The sequence below is a fragment of the Streptomyces sp. NPDC029296 genome (genome assembly GCF_055569255.1).
Genome location: NZ_JBVHXT010000014.1, coordinates 48,339 through 67,075, shown reverse-complemented (window position 1 = coordinate 67,075; position 18,737 = coordinate 48,339). Strand labels below are relative to the sequence as shown.

Genomic DNA, 18,737 nt, shown 5'->3' with positions numbered 1-18,737 from the left:
ATGGCATGGCGGGACAGGCTGCGCCGCCGGTCCGCCGGAACGGAGGGCCCGCGGCGCGGGGAACACGACGGCGTCCCGGCCGCCGCCGCGCCGGCAGCCCCGGTCCCCGTCGCGCCGGACGCCCCGGCCACCGCCGTGCCCGCCGACTGGGACGGCGGCTGGCGCCGTACCGCGCCGCCGGAACTGACCGTGTCCCGCGCGCCGCTCGGCGTCAGCGACGGCCTGGCCTTCCGGTCGGGCCTCGCGGCCTGGCAGAACCCCTCGTTCGACTCCGGGCTCGCCCACGCGCTGCTGCCCACGGCCCCCACGGGCCTGGTCCACGGCGTCACCCGCCGCCCGGCCACCCCCCGGCCCGAGCGCACCGAGGGCGGCCCGCTGCTGCTGCGCGCGCTGCGGCGGGAGGGGGAGCAGGAGCCGGCGGACGGTTCCGCCGCGTCCGGCCCGGCTTCTTCGGCCGTACGGCCTTCCGGTGCCCCCCGTGCCTCCGGTGCCACCCGTGACGGTTCCGTGGGGCCGGGGCGGCCGGGCGCCGCCGCGCCGGACCGTTCCCTCACGTCCACGGATTCCCCCGCCGTGCCGTCCCCGTCCTCCCCCGCCGTCCAGCGGGCGGTCGCGCCCGGCACCGGCCCGGTGGTGGCCCCCGCCGACGCCGGCCGCGGGCCCACCGCACCGGAGATCCCGCTGGTGCGGCGGGTGACGCCGGTCCCGGGCGCGGTCACCGGCGGGACGCGGTCCGGCTCCGTGAGCGGCGGGCAGCCACGGGCGTCCCGTACCGCCGGGGCCGACGCACCCCGTCCGGTGGTCCGGCCCCGCCCGGCGAGCCCCACCCTGACCGTGGCCCGCCGCCCGGCCGGCCCGGCGCGCCGCGTCACCGCGCTGCGGCCCACCGCTCCGTCTCCGGACCGGGCCCCCGAGGCACCGGTGCGCCCGGCCGCCGCGCGCGGCCCCGAGGCTCCCGCCGGCCCGGCCTCCCCGGCCGACGCGGCGCAGGGTACGGCGAGCCGCGCGCCCCTCGGCGCCCCGCTCGGCGAACTCCCGTCCACCGCTCGCCCGCTGACGGACGGCGGACCGGTCCGGCGCGCCACGTCCGGTACCGGCTCCGCGCCCGGACCGGCGCTCCCCGTCGTGCAGCGGCAGGCCGACGGCGCCTCCGGCACCTCGGGCGCGTACGACGCCGGGACGAGGGGGACCACCCGGCCCGCCCCGGACGGATCCGGCGCCCCGGGCCGTCCCTCCGCGCGCAGCGGGGCACGCGCACGCGGCGGCCTGGGCGCGCCGCTGCCCGAGCTGCCGCCCAGCGCCGACATCCCCGGCTCTTCCGGGTCCGGCGCCCGGGGCGGCCGACGTGCCCAGGCACGACCGGAGCGGCCGTCGGGAGCCACGCCGGAGCAGGGACGTACGTCCACCGGGGCCACGCCCCGCGCGACCACGGGCACCGGTGCGGGCGCACCGCTGCCGGGCCCGGGCGCCGTACAGCGCCGCCCGGCGACGGACGCGATGGGCGAGGGCACCCCGGCGGAGGCCGGCGCCCGGCCCGAAGGGGGCCCGTCGGCGCCGTTGTTGGGGGACGGCACCGTGCAGCGGAGCGTGACGCCGGACGCGGGCGGCACGGGCACGCCGGAGACCGGTCCCCACGCCGGGAGCGGCCTGGACGCGCCTGTGGTCGGGAAGCCCGGCGTGCGGCGGAGTGCGGCGGGGGACACGGGTATTGCGGAGCCGGGGCGTTCGTCGCGTTCCGGCAGCGGTCCGGATGTGCCGGTGGCGGGGAAGCCCGCTGTGCAGCGGAGTGCGGCGGGGGACACGGGCATTGCGGAGCCGGGGCGTTCGTCGCGTTCCGGCAGCGGTCCGGATGTGCCGGTGGCGGGGAAGCCGGCTGTGCGGCGAAGTGCGGCAGCGGACAACGGTGTTCCCGGGTCCGGGCGTTCGTCCGCTTCCGGCAGCGGTCCGGACGTGCCTGTGGCGGGGAAGCCGGGCGTGCGGCGGAGTGCGGTGGGGGACACGGGTGTCGCGGAGCCGGGGCGTTCGTCGCGTTCCGGCAGCGGTCCGGACGCGCCTCTGCTGGGGAAAGCCGAGGTGCAGCGCGGTCCGGCGGCGGACTCCGCCGGCGGAAGCGCCCCGGGGCCCGGCGACACCTCGTCGCAGCCCGGAAACGGCCCTGCCACGCCCCTGGTGACGGCGCCCCGGACCACCGCGTCCCAGAACCCGGCCGCCGCGGGCGGGACCCAGGCCACCGCGTCCCGGGCCGCCGCCCTGAGCGGGCCCCCGGCCACGGCGGCGCAAGGGACGTCCCCGGCGCCGACCGCCGGCCGGGCAGGCGACACGCGGCGCCCCGGTACGGCACCCGGCGCCCGGCCGGGCACCGGCGCACGTGGGCCGTCCGGCCCCGCCGGGACCCCGGTCGTCGTCGCCCGGGCCGTGGCCGACGGCTCGGCCGGTGCTCCCGGTGCTCCCGGTGCTCCCGGTGCTCCCGGTGCTCCCGGTGTCCCGGGTGCCCGGCGCCCCGGACCGGCCGGGCAGCCCCCGCTCACCGTGGCCCGTTCCGCCCCGGCGGCCCCCCGTACCCTCTCCCTGCTCGCCGCGCGCCCGCTCACCCTGAACACCCGGCCCCCGGGAGGCGCGGCAGCACCCGCCGCTCCCCGCCCCGCCGGGCGCCCCGTGGTGCCCGCACGCTGGCCGGGCACCCCGGCCCCCACCTCTTCCGCGGGCGCGACCGCCCCCGGCACACCGCCGATCCAGCGGGCCGCGCCCGCCCACCCCGGCCCGCAGGCCCCGGCCGCACCGTCCTCCGTCTCCGCCAGCCCGGTGCGCGGCGCCCCCGGACCGGCGGGTGGACGCACTCCCGCCCCCGCCCGGCCCGCTCACCGGTCCGCGCCCGCGGTCCAGCGCGTCCCCGTCGTCCGGCCCGCCCCGCCTCGCGCGCAGCCGTCCGGGCCCGGCGCGCCCGCCGCCCCCGCGCGGTCCCTCCCGGTGACCACCCCGCAGGCGCCGCCGCTCGCGGACCGTCCGGCGGGCACGCCGGCGGTGGCCCCGGCGGCGCCCGTGCCCGTGGTGCGGTGGAAGAACCCCGCCCGGGCCGGTGCCACCGGGGGCACGCCGCCCGTGGTGCAGCGCGCCGGCGAGGCCGCGGGGCCGGCCGCGCCGAAACGCGGTCACCGCCGGTCGGCCTCCGCACCCGGCACGCCGTCGTCCGGTACGCCGGCCGGCTCGTCGTCCGCCGCCGGCAAGGACGCGGCCCGCCGGTCCCCCGAGGCCCCGCCCCACGATCCCGGTCTCGACCTGGACGACCTGGCGCGCCGCCTGCTCGACCCGGTGGCCCGGCTGCTGCGCGCCGAACTGCGGCGCGGCCGGGACCGCACGGGCCGTCCGCACGACGGACGCCGCTGAGACCACGGAACCGATGAGGCGACCCATGAACGACGCCACGCCACGGATGAGGCACGAGGCCACGGAACGGATGACGGATCAATGACGGACAGCATCTTCGCGACGAGCGTGTTCTTCCGGCTCGCGATCGGCGGCAACGACCTCGGGGCCTTCCACACCTGCTCCGGGATGGGCGCCGAGGTGGAGATCGAGAGTTACGCCGAGGGCGGCAACAACGGCTTCACCTGGCAGCTGCCCGGCCGCGTGACCTGGTCCAACATCACGCTCACCCGGCCGGTCACCGCCGACACGGCGAAGATCGGCCGCTGGCTGGACGAGACGCTGAAGCGGGTGGAGCCCAAGGACGGCGAGATCGTGGCGCTGAGGCCGGACCGGACCCCGATCATCAGCTGGCAGGTGTTCGGGATCGTCCCGGTGCGCTGGCAGGGGCCGTCCTTCGACCCGGGCAGCTCCGAGGCGGCCGTGGAGACCCTGGAGATCGCCCACGAGGGCCTGCGCCCGTCCTGACCCGCCCGCCCGCCTCATGAGCCGTACCCGCCCGCGCCCGTAAGAAAGGAAGTCCCGGCATGTCCCCAGCGTTCCGTTCCAGCCGGGCCAGGGCCCAGCTGACCCTCATGGAGCCCCCCGCCTCGGTCGGGGCGAAGCCCGGCGGCACGATCGCGCGGCTCGACCTCCAGTTCAACCCCTCCACCCTGGAGCTGCGCAAGACCACCGAGTGGCGGCGCACCCCGTCCCGGATGGCGGGCCAGTCGGCGCTGCCCGAGTTCGTCGGCAGCGGCCCGCGCGAGCTGAGCCTGGAGGTGTTCCTGGACGCCACCGCCACCCACGACAACTCCGTGGAGCAGGCGGTGGAGAAGCTGATGAAGGGGTGCGTGCCGACCCCGGCCAGCCTCGGCCGGAAGAAGCCGGCGAGTCCCTGGGTGCGGTTCGAGTGGGGCACCGCGCGGACCACCTCGTTCGACGGGGTGCTCTCCAGCCTCTCGGTGTCGTACACCCTCTTCGACGTGGACGGCAGGCCGCTCCGGGCCACCTGCGCGCTGTCCATCGAGGAGGCGAGCGTCGACCCGGCGGGCCAGAACCCGACGTCCGGCGCACGCACCGCCCGCAGCACGCACACCGTGGTGGCGGGCGACAGCCTGGCGATGCTGGCCTGGCGGGAGTACGGCGACGCGACGGCCTGGCGGGTCATCGCGGAGGCGAACGGAATCGACGACCCGATGGCGCTCGTGCCCGGCACCGAACTGGTGGTGCCGGGGCTGCGGGACGCCGGCGGTGAGGAGGAGCGGTGAGCACACCGGAGGCGCGGGGCGGCCGGTCCTTCGCGGCGGACCCCGTCATCGAGACGCCCGGCGAGCTGCCGCCGGTCTGGGCCGCCCAGCTGGTCAGCTGCGTGGTGGACGAGAACGTGGGCCTGCCGGACGCGGCGCAGCTCACCTTCCGCGACCCCGACCACGAGTTCCTGCGGGCGGCCGGCATCACCATCGGCACCCCGCTCAGGGTGTCGGTGGTGACCGTGAACGGGCAGGCCCGCGAGCGGCTGTTCAACGGCGAGGTCACGGCCCTGGAGGTGGACCGGGACCGTACGGGCTCGTTCACGGTGGTGCGCGCCTACTCCAAGGCGCACCGCCTCCAGCGCGGCCGGAAGGTGGTGGCGTACCGGAACATGACGGCGGCGGCGATCGTCCGCAAGGTGGCCGCCGGGGCCGGGCTGGCCTGCGGGAAGGTGGAGGCCGCGCCGGTTACGTACCAGCAGCTGTCGCAGGCGAACGTGTCCGACTGGGACTTCCTGCAGTACCTGGCGGCCGAGAGCGGCGCCCAGGTCCGCGTGGACGACCAGGGGCTGCTCCAGTTCACCAAGCCGGAGAAGGCGTCCGGGGCGCCCGCGCCGTCGACCCCGGCCACCCGGAACCCGATGGTGCTGGAGTACGGGCGGAACCTGCTGGCGCTGCGCGCCGCGCTGTCCGCGGCGGACGGCGCCTCGCAGGTGGAGGTGCGCGGCTGGGACGTCACCACGAAGCGCCCGCTGGTGGCCCGGCAGCCGTCGGTGGAGAGCGACACGGTGGTGCCGGGACTGAGCCCGGCGTTCGCCGCCCGGTTCGGCACGTCGTCGAAGCTGACCGTGACCGACACCCCGTACCGCACCCAGGCCGAGACGACCGCGGTCGCCGGCGCCGTGGCCGCGGACGTGAGCGCGGGCTTCGGCGAGCTGGAGGCGGTCGCCGAGGGCAACCCGAGGCTGCGGGCGGGCAAGCCGGTGGCGCTCGGCAACGTCGGCCCGGCGTTCTCCGGCAAGTACACGGCGACGGCCGTGCAGCACGTCCTGGAGCCGCACGGCGGGTACCGGACCACGGTGTGGGTGAGCGCCAGCCCGGACCGCTCCCTGACCGGCCTGGTGACCGGTGCCAACGCGCCGAGCCGCGGTCCGCGCATGCCGGGGCTGGCGATCGGCGTGGTCACGGACGTGCGCGAGCCGGGCGGCGCCGAGAGCGGCGCGGTGAGGCTGCGCTTCCCCTGGCTGGACGACACGTACACCACCGACTGGGTGCGCACCGTGCAGTGGGGCGGCAAGGGCGGCGGAGGCGTGGTGAGCCCCGAGGTCAACGACGAGGTCCTGGTCGGCTTCGAACAGGGCCTGCTGGACAGCCCGTACGTCATCGGCGGGCTGTACAACGGCGTCGACAAGCCCTCCCCGCACGACGTCCCGCTGATCGACGGCACCACCGGGAAGGTCAACCGCCGCTCCGTCGTCTCCCGTTCCGGGCACCGGGTGGAGCTGCTGGACGCCCGGGCCCCGGGACCCTCCGGGGTGCGGCTGAGGACAGCCGACGAGCGCCTCGAAGTCTTCCTGGACGACCGGCGGGACCGGATCGAGCTGACGGTGTACGCAGGGAAGAGCCGGCAGCCGCTCACCTCCGTGGTGCTCGACCGCAAGGGCATCACCCTGGACGCGGGGCGCGGCGACGTGAGCGTGTCGGGCCGCAACGTCGACATCCAGGGCCGGGTCGGGGTGAAGGTCGGCGGCCGGTCGGTGAGCGTCACCGGCAGCTCGGACGTCACCGTCGACGGCGGCCTGCTCGGCGTCCTGAAGGCCAAGCTCATCCGCATCAACTGACCCGTGACCACCACCAGTTCTCCGAGTACCCAGAGTTCCCCGAGTTCCCTAGGAGCGACAGATGCCGGCCGCAGCCCGTACCGGTGACCCCACCAGTCACGGCGGGGTGATCGCCACCCCGCCGCCCGGCGCCGCCGCGGCCGTGGCCCGTGTGCTGATCGGCGGCCGGCCCGCCGCCGTCGTCGGCAGCCTGCACACCTGCCCGATGCCGCCGCACGCGCTCATGGGCCCGGCCAACGTGATCCTGCCCAACCCGCTCGCGGCCACCGTCCTCATCGGCGGGCTGCCGGCCGCGCGGGCGCGCGACAAGATCGCCTGCGGCGCCATGGTCGTGACCGGCGCCCCCAACGTCCTGATCGGGGGCCTGTGATGAGCGAGCGGTTCATCGGCCGCGGCTGGGCGTTCCCGCTGCGGGTCGGCCCCACCGGCGGCATCGCCCTGGTCGAACGGGAGCGGGAGATCGAGGAGGCGATCCGCCTGGTGCTCGGCACCGCGCCCGGCGAGCGCCCCATGCGCCCCGAGTTCGGCTGCGGCATCCACGACTACGTCTTCGCCCCCGGCGACGGCGCCACCGCCGGACGCATCGCGCAGCAGGTGCGCGAGGCCCTGGAACGGTGGGAGCCGCGCATCGCGGTGGAGGACGTGGTCGTCGCCTTCGACGCCGTCGAGGACGGCACCCTCTACATCGACGTGCACTACACGGTGCGCTCCACCAACGACCGGCGCAACCTGGTCTTCCCCTTCTACACGATCCCCTCCGAGGAGGGGGCCGAGGACGGGGGCGGGAACTGATGGCACTGCCCTCCCCGAACCTGGACGACCGGCGGTTCCAGCAACTCGTCGACGAGGCGAAGCGGTACGTGCAGCAGCGCGCCCCGGAGTGGACCGACCACAACGTCTCCGACCCGGGCGTCACCCTGATCGAGACGTTCGCCTACCTCGTGGACCAGCTGCTGTACCGGCTGAACCGGGTCCCGGACAAGAACTACACCGCCTTCCTCGACCTGCTCGGCATCCGCCTGTTCCCGCCGGCCGCGGCCGTGGCCGACGTCGACTTCTGGCTGTCGGCGCCGCAGCCCGACACGGTCGCGCTGCCCGCCGGCACCGAGGTGACCAGCGCGCGCGGCGAGAGCGACGAGGCCGTGGTGTTCACCACCACCGACCACCTGGACATCCTGCCCAGCGAGCTGACGCGCCTGGTGACCGCGCACCGCACCGGTGAGCAGACCGACCGGACCGGGACGCTCTCCGAGGGCCGGGACATCCCCTGCTTCCAGTCCGCGCCCGAGCCGGGCGACGCCCTGCTGTTCGGCCTGCCGACGGCGGTGCCGCGGTGCATCGTCGCCGTGCGCCTGGACAGCCGGGTGGAGGGCGTCGGCGTCGACCCGCGCCAGCCCCCGCTGGTGTGGGAGGCGTGGGACGGCGGCGGCTGGCGGGTGTGCGAGACCGGCACCGACACCACCGGCGGACTGAACCGGCCCGGCGAGGTCACGGTGTACGTCCCGGCCGGGCACACGGCGTCGGTGATCGGCGGCACCCGGGCCGGCTGGCTGCGCTGCCGGGTCACCGAGCCCGAGCCGGGCCAGCCGTTCTACTCGGAGTCCCCGACCGTGCGCGAGGCGGCGGTGTTCACCGTGGGCGGCACCATGACCGTCGAGCACGCCGAGACCGTCACCGACGTCCCGCTCGGCACCTCGGAGGGGGTGCCCGGGCAGACGTTCCGGCTCGGCCGCCCGCCGGTCCTCCTCGACCGCGAGCCCCCGGTGGTGGAGGTGTCCACGGCCGAGGGCTGGCAGCAATGGGACCTGGTCGAGCACTTCGGCCGCTCCGGCCCCGCCGGACGGCACGTCACGGTCGACGCCACCACCGGCGAGTTCGCCTTCCCGCCGGCGCTGCGCGAACCGGACGGCACGCTGCGGCAGTGCGGCGCCGTACCGCCGAAGGGCGCCCGGATCCGGGTGGCCCGCTACCGCACCGGCGGCGGCCCGGCCGGCAACGTCGCCCGGGGCGCGATCTCCGTGCTGCGCAGCTCCGTGCCGTACGTCGCCCGGGTCGTCAACCGGGAGGCGGCGCGCGGCGGTGTCGCCGGGGAGACCGTCGAGAACGCCAAGCTGCGCGCCCCGCAGGCCCTGCGCATGCAGGAGCGCGCGGTGACCGCCGAGGACTACGAGATCATCAGCCGCCAGGCCGCGCCCTCGGTGCGCCGGGTGCGCTGTCTGCCCGCCGCCGAGGACGCGGGCGCGGTACGGGTCCTGGTGGTGCCGGACGCGGTGGCCGACGAGGGTGACGACCGGCTCCGCTTCGAGCAGCTCATCCCCTCCGACCAGGTGCTCCAGGCGATCACCGCGTCCCTCGACGAGCGGCGTCTGATCGGCACCCGGCTGGTGGTGGAGCCGCCGGTCTACCAGGGCGTCACCGTGGTGGCCAGGCTCGCCGCGGCACCGGGCGACACCGACCGGGTGCGCGACGCGGCGCTCGCCGCGCTGTACCGCCACCTCAACCCGCTGCACGGCGGCGTCGACGGCACCGGCTGGCCGTTCGGCCGGCCGGTGCAGTACGGCGAGCTGTTCGGCGTGCTGCAACGCGCCACCGGCAACGCGCTGGTGGAGGAGATCCGGCTCTTCCCGGCCGACCCGATCACCGGCCGGCGCGGCGCCCCGACGGACCGCATCGACCTGGTCCAGGGCGCGCTGGTCTTCTCCTACCAGCACCAGGTGGTCGTCACGGCCGTGGACCCGGAGGGACGGCGGTGAGCCGCGCCGCCGTCCCCGGCCTGCCGAGCCGCCATCCGATCGGCGAACAGCTGCCGGCCCTGTACGCCGACGACGACTTCGCCCAGCGCTTCACCGCCGGCCTGGACACCGTCCTCGCCCCGGTCTTCCTGACCCTGGACACCCTCCCCGCCTACCTCGACCCCCGGCTGGCCCCCGCCGACTTCCTCACCTGGCTGGCGTCCTGGGTGGGCGCCACCGACGACCCCCAGTGGCCCGTGGACCGGCGCCGCGAGGCCGTCACCCGTGCCGTGGAACTCCACCGCCGGCGCGGCACGGCCAGGGGTCTGACCGAGGCGCTGCGCCTCGCCCTGGGCGTCCACGCGGAGGTCACCGGGGCCGGCGCGGCGACGTGGTCGGCGACCCCGGGCACGGATCTGCCCGCGCGGTCCCCCGAGGGCCCGCTGGTACGGGTGTGGCCGGCCGACGGACCGGCCGGCGACCGGCGCACGGACCCCTCCGGGGCTCGGGGGACGGCGTCGCATCCGTACGAGGCCGGCGACGACGGGCCGGGCCGGCCGCCGGTGGATCCGGAGCGGGTCCGCGAGATCGTCCGGGTCATGTGCCCGGTGCACATCGTCTGCCGGGTGGAGATCCTGCCCGGCCCGCCCACCGACGAAGGGAGGTGACGCCATGCGCGCGTGTCCCTCGTGCGGGGCGTCCAACGGCCCCACGGACGACTTCTGCGGCAACTGCGGCGCGTACCTGGGCTGGTCGGACTCGGGACCGGCGACGAGCCGGCCCCCGGAGCCCACTCCCACGCCGTCGCCGGAACCCCCGGAACCCCCGGCCGCACCGGACCCCACGCCCGCCCCCGCGCCGGACCCCGCCCCGGCGGACGAGCCGACGCGGACCGCACCGCCGCCCCGCGCCTCGTCGCTGCGCTCCCGCCTGACGTCCCGGACCCGTGGCGAGACGGGGGAGGAGCGACCGGGGCCGGCCGGGAGCCGCGCGGCGGACGACACCCCCGCCGCCCCCGCCCGGACCGGGCGCACGGGCACACCCCCGGCCGAGGCCGGCCCCGAGCCCCCGGCCGCCACACCCGCTCCGGCGCCCCCGCCCGCCGAGGGCCCGACGAGCGCGCCCCGCCCGGCGACCGCGTCCACCGATCCGTCCGCGACCGCCCGCACGACCGGGAGCCGTGCGACGCCCGCGCCCACCGGACCCCGTACCACCGGGAGCCGTGCGACGCCCGCGCCCGCCGAACCCGGTTCCACCGCGAGCCGTTCGACGCCCGCGTCCGCCGAAGCCGGTTCCACCGGGAGCCGTGCGACGCCCGCGTCCGCCGAGCACCCCCGCCGCACCGAACGAACGGCGCCCACCGCACCCCCGGCACCACCCCGGCCCCCGGCGGCACCCCGGCCCCCCGTCACCCCCCGCGTGCCGGCGCCCCGGGACACCCCGGGCCCCCGCCCCCCGGCCGCCTCCGCCCCGGACACCCCGGCGCCGGACGCGGTGCTGCCCGTGCGCCCGGGCAAGCCGGTGGCCCCGCGTCCGGTCGTACGGCCCGTGGAGGCGCCGGACGAGGTGGCGGGGACGCCCTGCCCGGCGTGCGGCACGCCCAACCCGCCGGGCCGCCGTTTCTGCCGGCGCTGCGCGGCCGCGCTGACACCGCAGGCGAAGCCGGCCCCGCTGCCGTGGTGGCGGACCGTGTGGCCGCTGCGCCGCCGGGTGCGGGCGAGTTCCGGCCGGGGCGTGCGGTTCCTGGTGATCCTGGCGGTGCTGGTGGCGCTGTGCGCGGCCGGCCTGTTCCTGCTGCCGGCCGGACGCGCCCTGTTCGAGGACACCCGGGACAAGCTGAGCAAGACCAAGCCGGTGACCCCGGTGAGCGTCCGGGCGAGCGCGGAGGTGCCCGGGCACCCGGCGAGGAACACCACGGACGGGGTGAGCAACCACTACTGGGGCGCGCCCGCCGCGGGCGCGTCGGTGACGTACACCTTCCAGCAGCCGTTCCGCCTGGTGGACCTGATCATCACGAACGGCGCGTCCAAGTCCCCGGAGGACTACGCCAAGGAGGGCCGGGCGCTGCGGATCGACCTGGAGGTGACGACGCGGGACGGTGAGCGGCACCACAGGCAACTCGCCCTCGGCGACAAACCGGGCCCCCAGACGATCCCCACCGCCTTCAGCGACGTCACCACGGTCCGCCTGTCCCTGAACTCCCCGACGGGCCTGACCGGGGGCCGCCACCTGGCCCTGGCGGAGGTGGAGTTCTTCGCCCGGAGCTGAGCGGACGGCCCCGTGCGGCGGCCGGCGTCACCGCACGGGGTCCAGGTGGATCCCCTCGATGCCCTCGTCCCAGAACGCGGCCAGTTCCCGGGCCTCGGCGTGGACGGCCTCCCGTTCCGGGGCGGTGAGGGGGCGCAGGGGGCTGACGCGGAGGCGGTGGTCGCGCACGGTCCAGGTGGCGGTGACGCGTCCGTCGACGAGGACCATGCGGTGGCCCGCGACGGACAGGCCGAGGTGAGGGGCGTCGATGACGCGGCCGCGGTCGTGGTAGCCGAGGATCGCGTTGTCGAAGGCCGGCAGGAACCGCACCGGCGCCGGGGTGCCGGGGTCGGGGCGCGGCGCGTCGGGCAGGTCGAGCAGTTCGCGACCGCGTTCGTCGCGGAAGGCGACGAGTTCCTCGCGGACGGCCCCGACCGCGGCGGGCAGGCCGGCGAGGCCGCACCAGGCGCGCAGGTCCGCCGTCGCGGCGGGACCGTACGCGGCGAGGTAGCGGCGCACCAGCCGCTGCCCGACGGGATCGCCGTCCCCGGTGGGCAGCGGGTCGACGTCCCGGCCCAGCCAGGCGGCCAACGGCAGGTTGCGCACGCCGGCGGACCGCCGCCACAGGCCACGCGGCGGAAGCTGGACCATCGGGACGAGGGCGGCGACCAGCAGCTCGCCGAGGGCCCGGCGCGGTCGCCCGGGCCAGCGGTCCTCGACGGCCCGCACCAGCTCGCTCATGGTGCGCGGCCGCTGGTCGGCCATGACCGCACGGTCCGCGGCGGCCAGTTCGTCCAGGTCGACACCGGCCAGCTCGCGGCGGTAGGCGCCCAGCGCACGCTGCCGCAGCATCGCGTCGTGGCGGGCACGCCAGGCGAGCGCGTCGTCGGCGGTGACGAGGTGGACGGTGCGGCGCATCAGATGGGTGCGCACCACGGCACGGCCGGTCAGCGCCTCGTCCAGCAGCCCGGGCGTGAAACCGGCCAGCCGGGACCACAGCCCGGTGAACGGCTCCTGCGGCTCCTGCGCCTGGAGCCCGCACAGATGGGCCACCATCTCGGACACGGAGGTGTCGGCGCGCGCGAGCAGGTGCTGCCGGGCGAGGGTGGCACGGTTGAGGGCGCGGTGGTCGAGCACGGTCATGGCACTCCCGGGCTGGTGGTCCGTACGTGGGGTGGCTCGCTTCGGAGGACGCCCTCACCGTCGCGGGGATAGAGGACAGGGCGTGTCCTCTACCGGCCGGCGGACCTCATGGACCGGCAGACGCGCTCCACCGCGCCCGGGCCCTCCCGCGGGCAGCGCTGATTCCCGCATCGGCCCCGGACATGCGTCATTCCCCTCCTTCGGAGACATGGCGCACAACCCCCGGCGAAACGGCCCGCCACGGGGTATCCGAACCCCGGCGGCAGTCGTCCGACGTACTGTTGCTGTTTGACAACAATAGCCGCGAGGCAACAAAGTAACCGTGTCGGACGTGCACGGGGAAGGACCTGGAATGCTCCGGTGGACGGAGGTCGCTCCGTGTGCCGGCCACCATCGCCGAGAGGCAACGGTGGTACCGGTGCCGCGAACGGTGGCTCAGGCGGTCTGGCTGCCGGAACCCGAGGCGTCGTCGAGTATCTGCGTCGCCGCGGTGGCGCAGAACGCTTCCAGCCCCTCCAGCAGCGCGATCCGCTTGGCGGCCGGCATATCCGCCAGCACCTTGCTCAACTCCCGCTCCCTGCGCGCCCGCAGGTCGGCGAGGAAGGCGCGGCCCCGGCCGCTGAGGTGCAGCCGCACCTCCCGCCGGTCCTCCGGGCTCGCCACCCGCTCGATGAACCCGGCGGCCTGCAGCCGGTCGCACAGCCTGCTGGTGGACGGCGGGGTGGACGCCAGCGACTCGGCGAGCGTGCGCAGGTTGATGCCGTCGTGGTGCTCCAGGATGTGCAGCACACGCAGTTGGGACGCGGAGGTGGGCGCCGTCGAAGCGCGACCCCACACGACTTCCAGCAGCTCGACGGCCGTGGTGGTCACACGCGCGACCTCGTCGGGCTCTGGGCGGCGGCGGAAGGCAGTCACGGTCACACTCTCGCAGGCACTGGGGCGCCTGTCAGCGTACTAGGCACGCGCTCCGGCCTCAGGCGGCCCAAGGGGGCCGACGCGGCTCGCCCGGCAGACCGGCCCTCGTGGACGAGGCATGTACGCAGTCCGGCAAAGGATAGGTGATTCTTCCCTTATGAACAGATTCGTGGCCGCTGAACGCGCACTGCGCGCAGCGGCTCCCGACGCGTTGCTCGACGTCACCCGTGCCGTACTGATGGAGCAGTACGGTGCGGAGGACATCGAGCTGTACATGGCCGACTACGGTCTGAGCGTCCTGCAACCGGTGTCGGTCCTGCCGCACACCCTGGAGCCCCTCCCGGTGCACAACAGCCCGGCCGGCCGCGCCTTCGGCTCGCAGCGGCCGTACTGCGAGGACGGCCGGGACGGACGGGTCCGCCTGCACCTCCCGGTCAGTGTGCGCGGCGACCGGCTCGGCGTGCTGAGCGTGACCCTGTCCGGGGGCGACGCCGTACGCCGCTGGGAAACAGAACTGGCCGAGATCGCCGACGTGCTGGGGCACGAGGTGATCGTGGCCGAACGCGACACCGACCTGTACCTCCAGGCGCGCCGCAAGGACCGGCTCACCCTGGCCGCCGAGATGCAGTGGCAGCTGCTGCCCGGCCGCTCCTCCTCCCGCCCGGAGTACGAGCTGGGGGCACAACTGGAACCGGCGTACGCCATCTTCGGCGACAACTTCGACTGGTCCGCCACCGCCGACCACCTCATGCTGTACGTCACCAACGGCATGGGCGAGGGCATAGAGGCGTCGCTGCTGACGAACCTGGCCATCAACGCGCTGCGCAACGCCCGGCGCGCCGGCATCTCCATCGCCGACCAGGCGGCCCTCGCGGACCAGGCCGTCTACGCCCACTACCGGGGCCGCTGCTATCTGTCGGTCCTGATGTTCGACTTCGACCTGGCCACCGGCCGGGCCGCGGTCGTGGACGCGGGCTCCCCCCGGCTGCTGCGGCTGCGGGACGGCTGCGTGGAGCACGTCAACTTCGAGGCCCAGCTCCCGCTCGGCATGTTCGAGGAGACCGACTACGTCGCCCAGGAGTTCCGGGTCGAGCCCGGCGACCGCCTGGTCTTCGTCAGCGACGGGGTGCACGCGGTGGCCTCCCCGAAGGGCGAGACGTACGGGGACGCGGCCCTGGCCCGGGCGATCCAGTCCACCCGGCTGCTGCCCGCCGCCGACGTGCCGCGCGCGATCCTGCGGGAGCTGACCGGTCACCGCGGTAAGCCGGCGGCCGACGACGACGCGCTGGTCCTGTGCCTGGACTGGCGCGGGAGGCCCGCCGCCGGGTGAGCGGCGGGACCGCCCGATTGTGACGATCGCGTGTTGGCCGGCTCACGCCCTCGCGTTGTTGCTTGCCATCTGGCAATGATTGTCCTATGGGCCGCCATCAGGCCGGCCGAACCGCACAGCAGGGAGACGATGCAGGTGCCGGAGCACGACTCGACGCTCGAAGCGGCCGAATGGCTGGGCGCGTTCATGGAGCGGCGCCGGGAGCAGATCGCGCAGCGCTGGGCGGACTCCGCGCTGTTCCGTACGGTCTTCACCGTATCCCGCGACGAGGCGGTCGAGGCGTGCAAGGCCGTGGTCGGCGCCCTGGCGGAGGTGGCCCGCACCGGACGGCTGGAGGACGCCGGCGCTCCCGGCTTCGGCGCCGTCAGGGAACAGCTCGGCCGTATGGCCGCCGTCCGCGCGCAGGCGGGGTTCAACCCGTCCCAGGTCGCCGGGGAGGTCGCCGATCTGCGGGAGCCGGCCGCCGCGTTGCTGCTGGCCGAGTTCGAGGACCCCGCCGACGAGCGGGCGTACGCGGGTGTGCTCGCGCTGACGGTCCTGATGGGCACCCTCCGGCTGGTGGTCATGGAGACCACCGTCAGCGCCGGTCAGGAGCTGATAGCCCGGCAGCGAGAGCAGTTGCTGGAGGTGGCCACCCCGGTCGTCAAGCTGTGGGAGGGCGTCGTCGCCGTACCGCTGATCGGCACGCTGGACAGCGCCCGCAGCCAGGTCGTGACGGAGAGTCTGCTGGAGGCGATCGTGGCGGAGCGGGCCCGGTACGCCATCCTCGACATCACCGGTGTGCCGGCCGTCGACACGCTGGTGGCCCAGCATCTGATGCGGACGGTCGCCGCCGCCCGTCTGATGGGCGCGGAGTGCGTCGTCTCCGGGATCCGTCCCGCCATCGCGCAGACCATCGTCCACCTCGGCATCGACCTCGGCGCGATCACCACGCGGGTCGGCCTCGCCGACGCGCTGGCGTACGCGCTCGCCCGCCAGGGAATCGTTGTCTCCCCGGGTCCGGTCGCGGGGGCGGACCCGCGGTGACGGGCCGCTCCGCCGCCCCGCGGGGCCCGGTGCGGGTGCCGGTGCCCGCACCGGTGCCGGGAACCCCCCTGCGGTCCGCACCGTACGACGGGACGGCCGGACAACTCCCGCCCCCCACCACCCGCCCCGCCACCCCCGAGCCGGCCGCCGGGCCGCCGACCGGCATCCCCCGCGCGGAGGCCGCCGGCTCCCGCCCCGGCCGTCTCACGGCCGGGGCCCTCGCGTGCGCGCGTCCGCCGGCCGTCCGTGCCGGCCGGGCCGGGACCGTGGGGAGCGGGTGGCCGCCGGTCGTCCGCGGTGCCGGGGCCGTCGCGGGTGCGCGTCCGCCGGTCGTGCGTGGTGTCCGGGTCAAGGCCGTCGGGGGCGGGTGCCTGCCGAACGGCCGTGCCTTCCGCACCGGGACCGCCGTGCGCGCGTGCTTGCCGGCCGGGGTCGCCCCGTACGCGCGGTTCCCGGCCGCCCCTGCCGGGCCGGTCCGGTTACGTCCCGCCGTGGTCCCCGTCCCGTCCGGTCCGGGGCTCGCCCGTGCCGGCCCGGACGCCGGACGGGCGGGGGCCCTGCCGGACCGTGGCCTTACGGCGACCCCGTCCGCCCACCCGGAAGAGGGTGCGTGATGCATGCCCCACCCGCCTCGACCACCTGCCTGCCCATCGGCTCGGACGCGGACCTGGCCCAGGTGCGCCGGCACGTGCGCCAGGTCGCGACCGACCTCGGATTCCGTCTGGTGCAGCAGACCAAGCTGGTGACCGCCGTCAGCGAACTGGCCCGGAACACCCTCGTCCACGGCGGTGGCGGGCACCTGGAGATCACCCGGCTCGACGAGGGCACCCGGCGCGGGCTGCGGCTGTCCTTCGTCGACGCCGGTCCCGGCATCGGCGATGTCGGCCTGGCGATGACCGACGGCTACACCTCGGGCGACGGCCCCGGGCTGGGCCTGAGCGGCGCCCGGCGGCTCGTCCAGGAATTCGCCCTGGACAGCAGCCCCGGCCGGGGCACCACCGTCACCATCACCGACTGGGTCTCCGGCCTCCCCTCACCCCGCACGGGTACGCCATGAGCGCGGCCCGGGGCATCCCCGACCCACCGGACGGACCACCATGACGGGAACCCCTGCCCTGTGGACCATCGCGTCGGTCACCGACGCGGCCCTGGCCCGGGCCGCCGCCGCGCACGCCGCCAGGGCGGCGCCGGCGCTGGAACGGGCCCGCTTCCTCAGCTCGCTGACGGCACGGCTGCGCAGCTGCCTCGGCACGGGCGGCGGATGGGAACTGCTGCTCCGCGTCCGGCGGGCCACCGCCGGGCACGACGCCCGGCTCGACGTGTCGTTGCGGCCGGCCGGCTCGTCCGCGCCGGACCCGGGCGACGAACCCGACCTCAGCTGTCCCCTGCCCCACGCGCCCGCCGGGGAGACCCCGTCCGCCGGACCGCCGCTCGCCGAGGCCCTGCTGCGCGCCGACGAGGACACCGCCGCCGTGCTGCGCCGCCTCGACGAGCAGGAGCGCCTCGTCCGGCTGCACCGGGAGGAACTGCACCGGACCGACCAGGGCGTGCTGGCCCTGCACTCCGAACTGGAGGCCGCCGCCCACGCGCAGCGCGGTCTGCTGGACGCCGAGCGGGCCGCACGTGCCGAGACCGAGCGGGCCCGGCGCCTGCTGTCCTTCCTCGGTGACGCCAGCGCCGCCGTCACCTCGTCCCTCAGCCCCTCGGCCGTGCTGCGCCGTCTGTCGGGACTCCTGGTGCCGCGGTACGCCGGACACCTCGACGTCTGGCTCTTCGACGAGGACGAGGTCCCGCTGTTCACCGGGGACGACGACGCGCTCCGCGGCGGCGTCCCGGAACGCTCCGCCGTCACGGTGGCCGCCGCCCGCACCGGCCGTCCCGTGCACGCCGCCGCACACCCCGGCCTGCTGCCCGGCGTGGACGACCTGCCGCCCTCCGCCCCGCCCCCGCGCCGCCCGCGGCTGGCCATCCCGCTGACGGCCCGCCGCCCGCTGGGCGTCCTCACGCTCACCGCGCAGGGCCCCCGCTTCGATCCGGACACCTCGGTGATGCTGGTCGAGCTGGCCCGCCGCGCCGCCATCGCCCTGGACAACGCCCGCCGCTACGAACGGCACCGCGACACCGCCGAGACCCTGCAACGCGCCCAGCTGACCGAGCTGCCCGCACCGCCCGGACTGCTGCTGGCCGCGCGGTACCTGCCCGCCACCCGGGGCCTGAACATCGGCGGCGACTGGTACGACGCCTTCCTCCAGCCCGACGGCGCCGTGCTCGCCGTCATAGGGGACGTCACCGGGCACGGCCTGCACGCCGCCGTCGTCATGGGCCGGCTGCGCACCGCCCTGCGCGCCTACGCCGTCGAGACCGACAGCCCCGCGGAGATCCTCACGCGTCTGCACCGCATGCTCCGGCACCTGGAACCCGAGCTGTACGCCACCGCGTTGATCGCCCGCTTCCGCCCCGGCGAACCGGAGGTGGTCTGGGCGTCGGCCGGTCATCCGCCCGCCGTCGTCCGCGGGGCCGACGGCGCCGTACGGGTGCTGGACGCCAGACCGGGCGTGATGCTGGGGATGCCGGCGCCGTACGTCCACACGGACCACCGGGCCGGCCTGCCGGCCGGCTCGTCCCTGGTGCTGTACACCGACGGCCTGGTCGAACGCCGGGCGCTGGGCATCGACCCGGGCATCGAGCGCCTCGGCCGGACCCTGGCCACGCTGAGCGCCCCGGAGCTGGAGCAGGACCCGGAGGCCGCCGCCGACGCCCTCCTCAAACCCCTCCTGCACGACTGCGCCCGCGATGACGACGTCTGCCTGCTGCTGTGCCACACCGTGGCGTGACCGTGCGGCAGGGG

15 protein-coding genes are annotated in these 18,737 nt (G+C 76.4%); 13 read left to right on the top strand and 2 right to left on the bottom strand.

The window, feature by feature from the left end; translation table 11 throughout:
- The 9 genes from ACZ4W9_RS14655 to ACZ4W9_RS14615 all read left to right on the top strand — a co-directional run bounded on the left by ACZ4W9_RS14655 (position 1) and on the right by ACZ4W9_RS14615 (position 11,496).
- Positions 1 to 3,384 (top strand): hypothetical protein, encoded by a 3,384-nt coding sequence (locus ACZ4W9_RS14655; RefSeq protein ID WP_467935618.1) that lies wholly within the window; start codon positions 1 to 3, stop codon positions 3,382 to 3,384.
- A gap of 81 nt (positions 3,385 to 3,465) precedes the next feature.
- Entirely contained in the window at positions 3,466 to 3,891 is a 426-nt protein-coding gene (locus tag ACZ4W9_RS14650; protein ID WP_467935616.1) for a phage tail protein, read from the top strand.
- 59 nt (positions 3,892 to 3,950) lie between these two features.
- The gene (locus ACZ4W9_RS14645) at positions 3,951 to 4,673 is read left to right on the top strand and encodes a CIS tube protein (protein WP_318202309.1); all 723 of its coding nucleotides are present in this window, start codon (positions 3,951 to 3,953) and stop codon (positions 4,671 to 4,673) included.
- Positions 4,670 to 6,496, top strand: a complete 1,827-nt coding sequence (locus ACZ4W9_RS14640; RefSeq protein ID WP_467935615.1) for a VgrG-related protein — start codon at positions 4,670 to 4,672, stop codon at positions 6,494 to 6,496. The genes ACZ4W9_RS14645 and ACZ4W9_RS14640 overlap by 4 nt, the downstream gene beginning before the upstream one ends.
- Positions 6,497 to 6,557: 61 nt before the next feature.
- Positions 6,558 to 6,866: a PAAR domain-containing protein gene (locus ACZ4W9_RS14635; protein WP_318202307.1), complete on the top strand. Its 309-nt coding sequence runs from the start codon at positions 6,558 to 6,560 to the stop codon at positions 6,864 to 6,866.
- Entirely contained in the window at positions 6,866 to 7,288 is a 423-nt protein-coding gene (locus ACZ4W9_RS14630) for a GPW/gp25 family protein (RefSeq protein ID WP_467935614.1), read from the top strand. Before ACZ4W9_RS14635 ends, ACZ4W9_RS14630 begins: the two co-directional genes overlap by 1 nt.
- On the top strand, positions 7,288 to 9,249 hold the full coding sequence (locus tag ACZ4W9_RS14625; protein WP_467935612.1) for a putative baseplate assembly protein: 1,962 nt from the start codon (positions 7,288 to 7,290) through the stop codon (positions 9,247 to 9,249). The genes ACZ4W9_RS14630 and ACZ4W9_RS14625 overlap by 1 nt, the downstream gene beginning before the upstream one ends.
- Positions 9,246 to 9,896 carry a phage tail protein gene (locus ACZ4W9_RS14620; protein ID WP_467935611.1) on the top strand — a complete coding sequence of 217 codons (651 nt, stop codon included), beginning with the start codon at positions 9,246 to 9,248 and terminating at the stop codon, positions 9,894 to 9,896. Before ACZ4W9_RS14625 ends, ACZ4W9_RS14620 begins: the two co-directional genes overlap by 4 nt.
- 751 nt (positions 9,897 to 10,647) lie before the next feature.
- Positions 10,648 to 11,496, top strand: coding sequence for a zinc ribbon domain-containing protein (locus ACZ4W9_RS14615; protein ID WP_467935610.1), 849 nt, complete (start codon positions 10,648 to 10,650; stop codon positions 11,494 to 11,496).
- 27 nt (positions 11,497 to 11,523) lie between these two features.
- Here ACZ4W9_RS14615 and ACZ4W9_RS14610 read toward each other — a convergent pair whose 3' ends face one another.
- Both ACZ4W9_RS14610 and ACZ4W9_RS14605 read right to left on the bottom strand, forming a co-directional pair.
- Positions 11,524 to 12,618, bottom strand: coding sequence for a winged helix DNA-binding domain-containing protein (locus ACZ4W9_RS14610; protein WP_467935608.1), 1,095 nt, complete (start codon positions 12,616 to 12,618; stop codon positions 11,524 to 11,526).
- Positions 12,619 to 13,053: 435 nt separating this feature from the next.
- Positions 13,054 to 13,488, bottom strand: a complete 435-nt coding sequence (locus ACZ4W9_RS14605; protein WP_467935719.1) for a MarR family transcriptional regulator — start codon at positions 13,486 to 13,488, stop codon at positions 13,054 to 13,056.
- Positions 13,489 to 13,690: 202 nt separating this feature from the next.
- On the opposite strand from ACZ4W9_RS14605, the gene ACZ4W9_RS14600 reads away from it, so the two are divergent.
- The 4 genes from ACZ4W9_RS14600 (at position 13,691) to ACZ4W9_RS14585 (ending at position 18,723) form a co-directional block, all read left to right on the top strand.
- Positions 13,691 to 14,863 (top strand): PP2C family protein-serine/threonine phosphatase, encoded by a 1,173-nt coding sequence (locus ACZ4W9_RS14600; RefSeq protein WP_467935607.1) that lies wholly within the window; start codon positions 13,691 to 13,693, stop codon positions 14,861 to 14,863.
- A 129-nt stretch (positions 14,864 to 14,992) separates the two neighbouring features.
- Entirely contained in the window at positions 14,993 to 15,889 is an 897-nt protein-coding gene (locus ACZ4W9_RS14595; protein ID WP_467935717.1) for an STAS domain-containing protein, read from the top strand.
- A gap of 613 nt (positions 15,890 to 16,502) precedes the next feature.
- Positions 16,503 to 16,946 carry an anti-sigma regulatory factor gene (locus ACZ4W9_RS14590; RefSeq protein ID WP_467935606.1) on the top strand — a complete coding sequence of 148 codons (444 nt, stop codon included), beginning with the start codon at positions 16,503 to 16,505 and terminating at the stop codon, positions 16,944 to 16,946.
- Positions 16,947 to 16,986: 40 nt separating this feature from the next.
- Positions 16,987 to 18,723, top strand: a complete 1,737-nt coding sequence (locus ACZ4W9_RS14585; RefSeq protein WP_467935604.1) for a PP2C family protein-serine/threonine phosphatase — start codon at positions 16,987 to 16,989, stop codon at positions 18,721 to 18,723.
- The last annotated feature ends 14 nt before the right edge of the window (positions 18,724 to 18,737 follow it).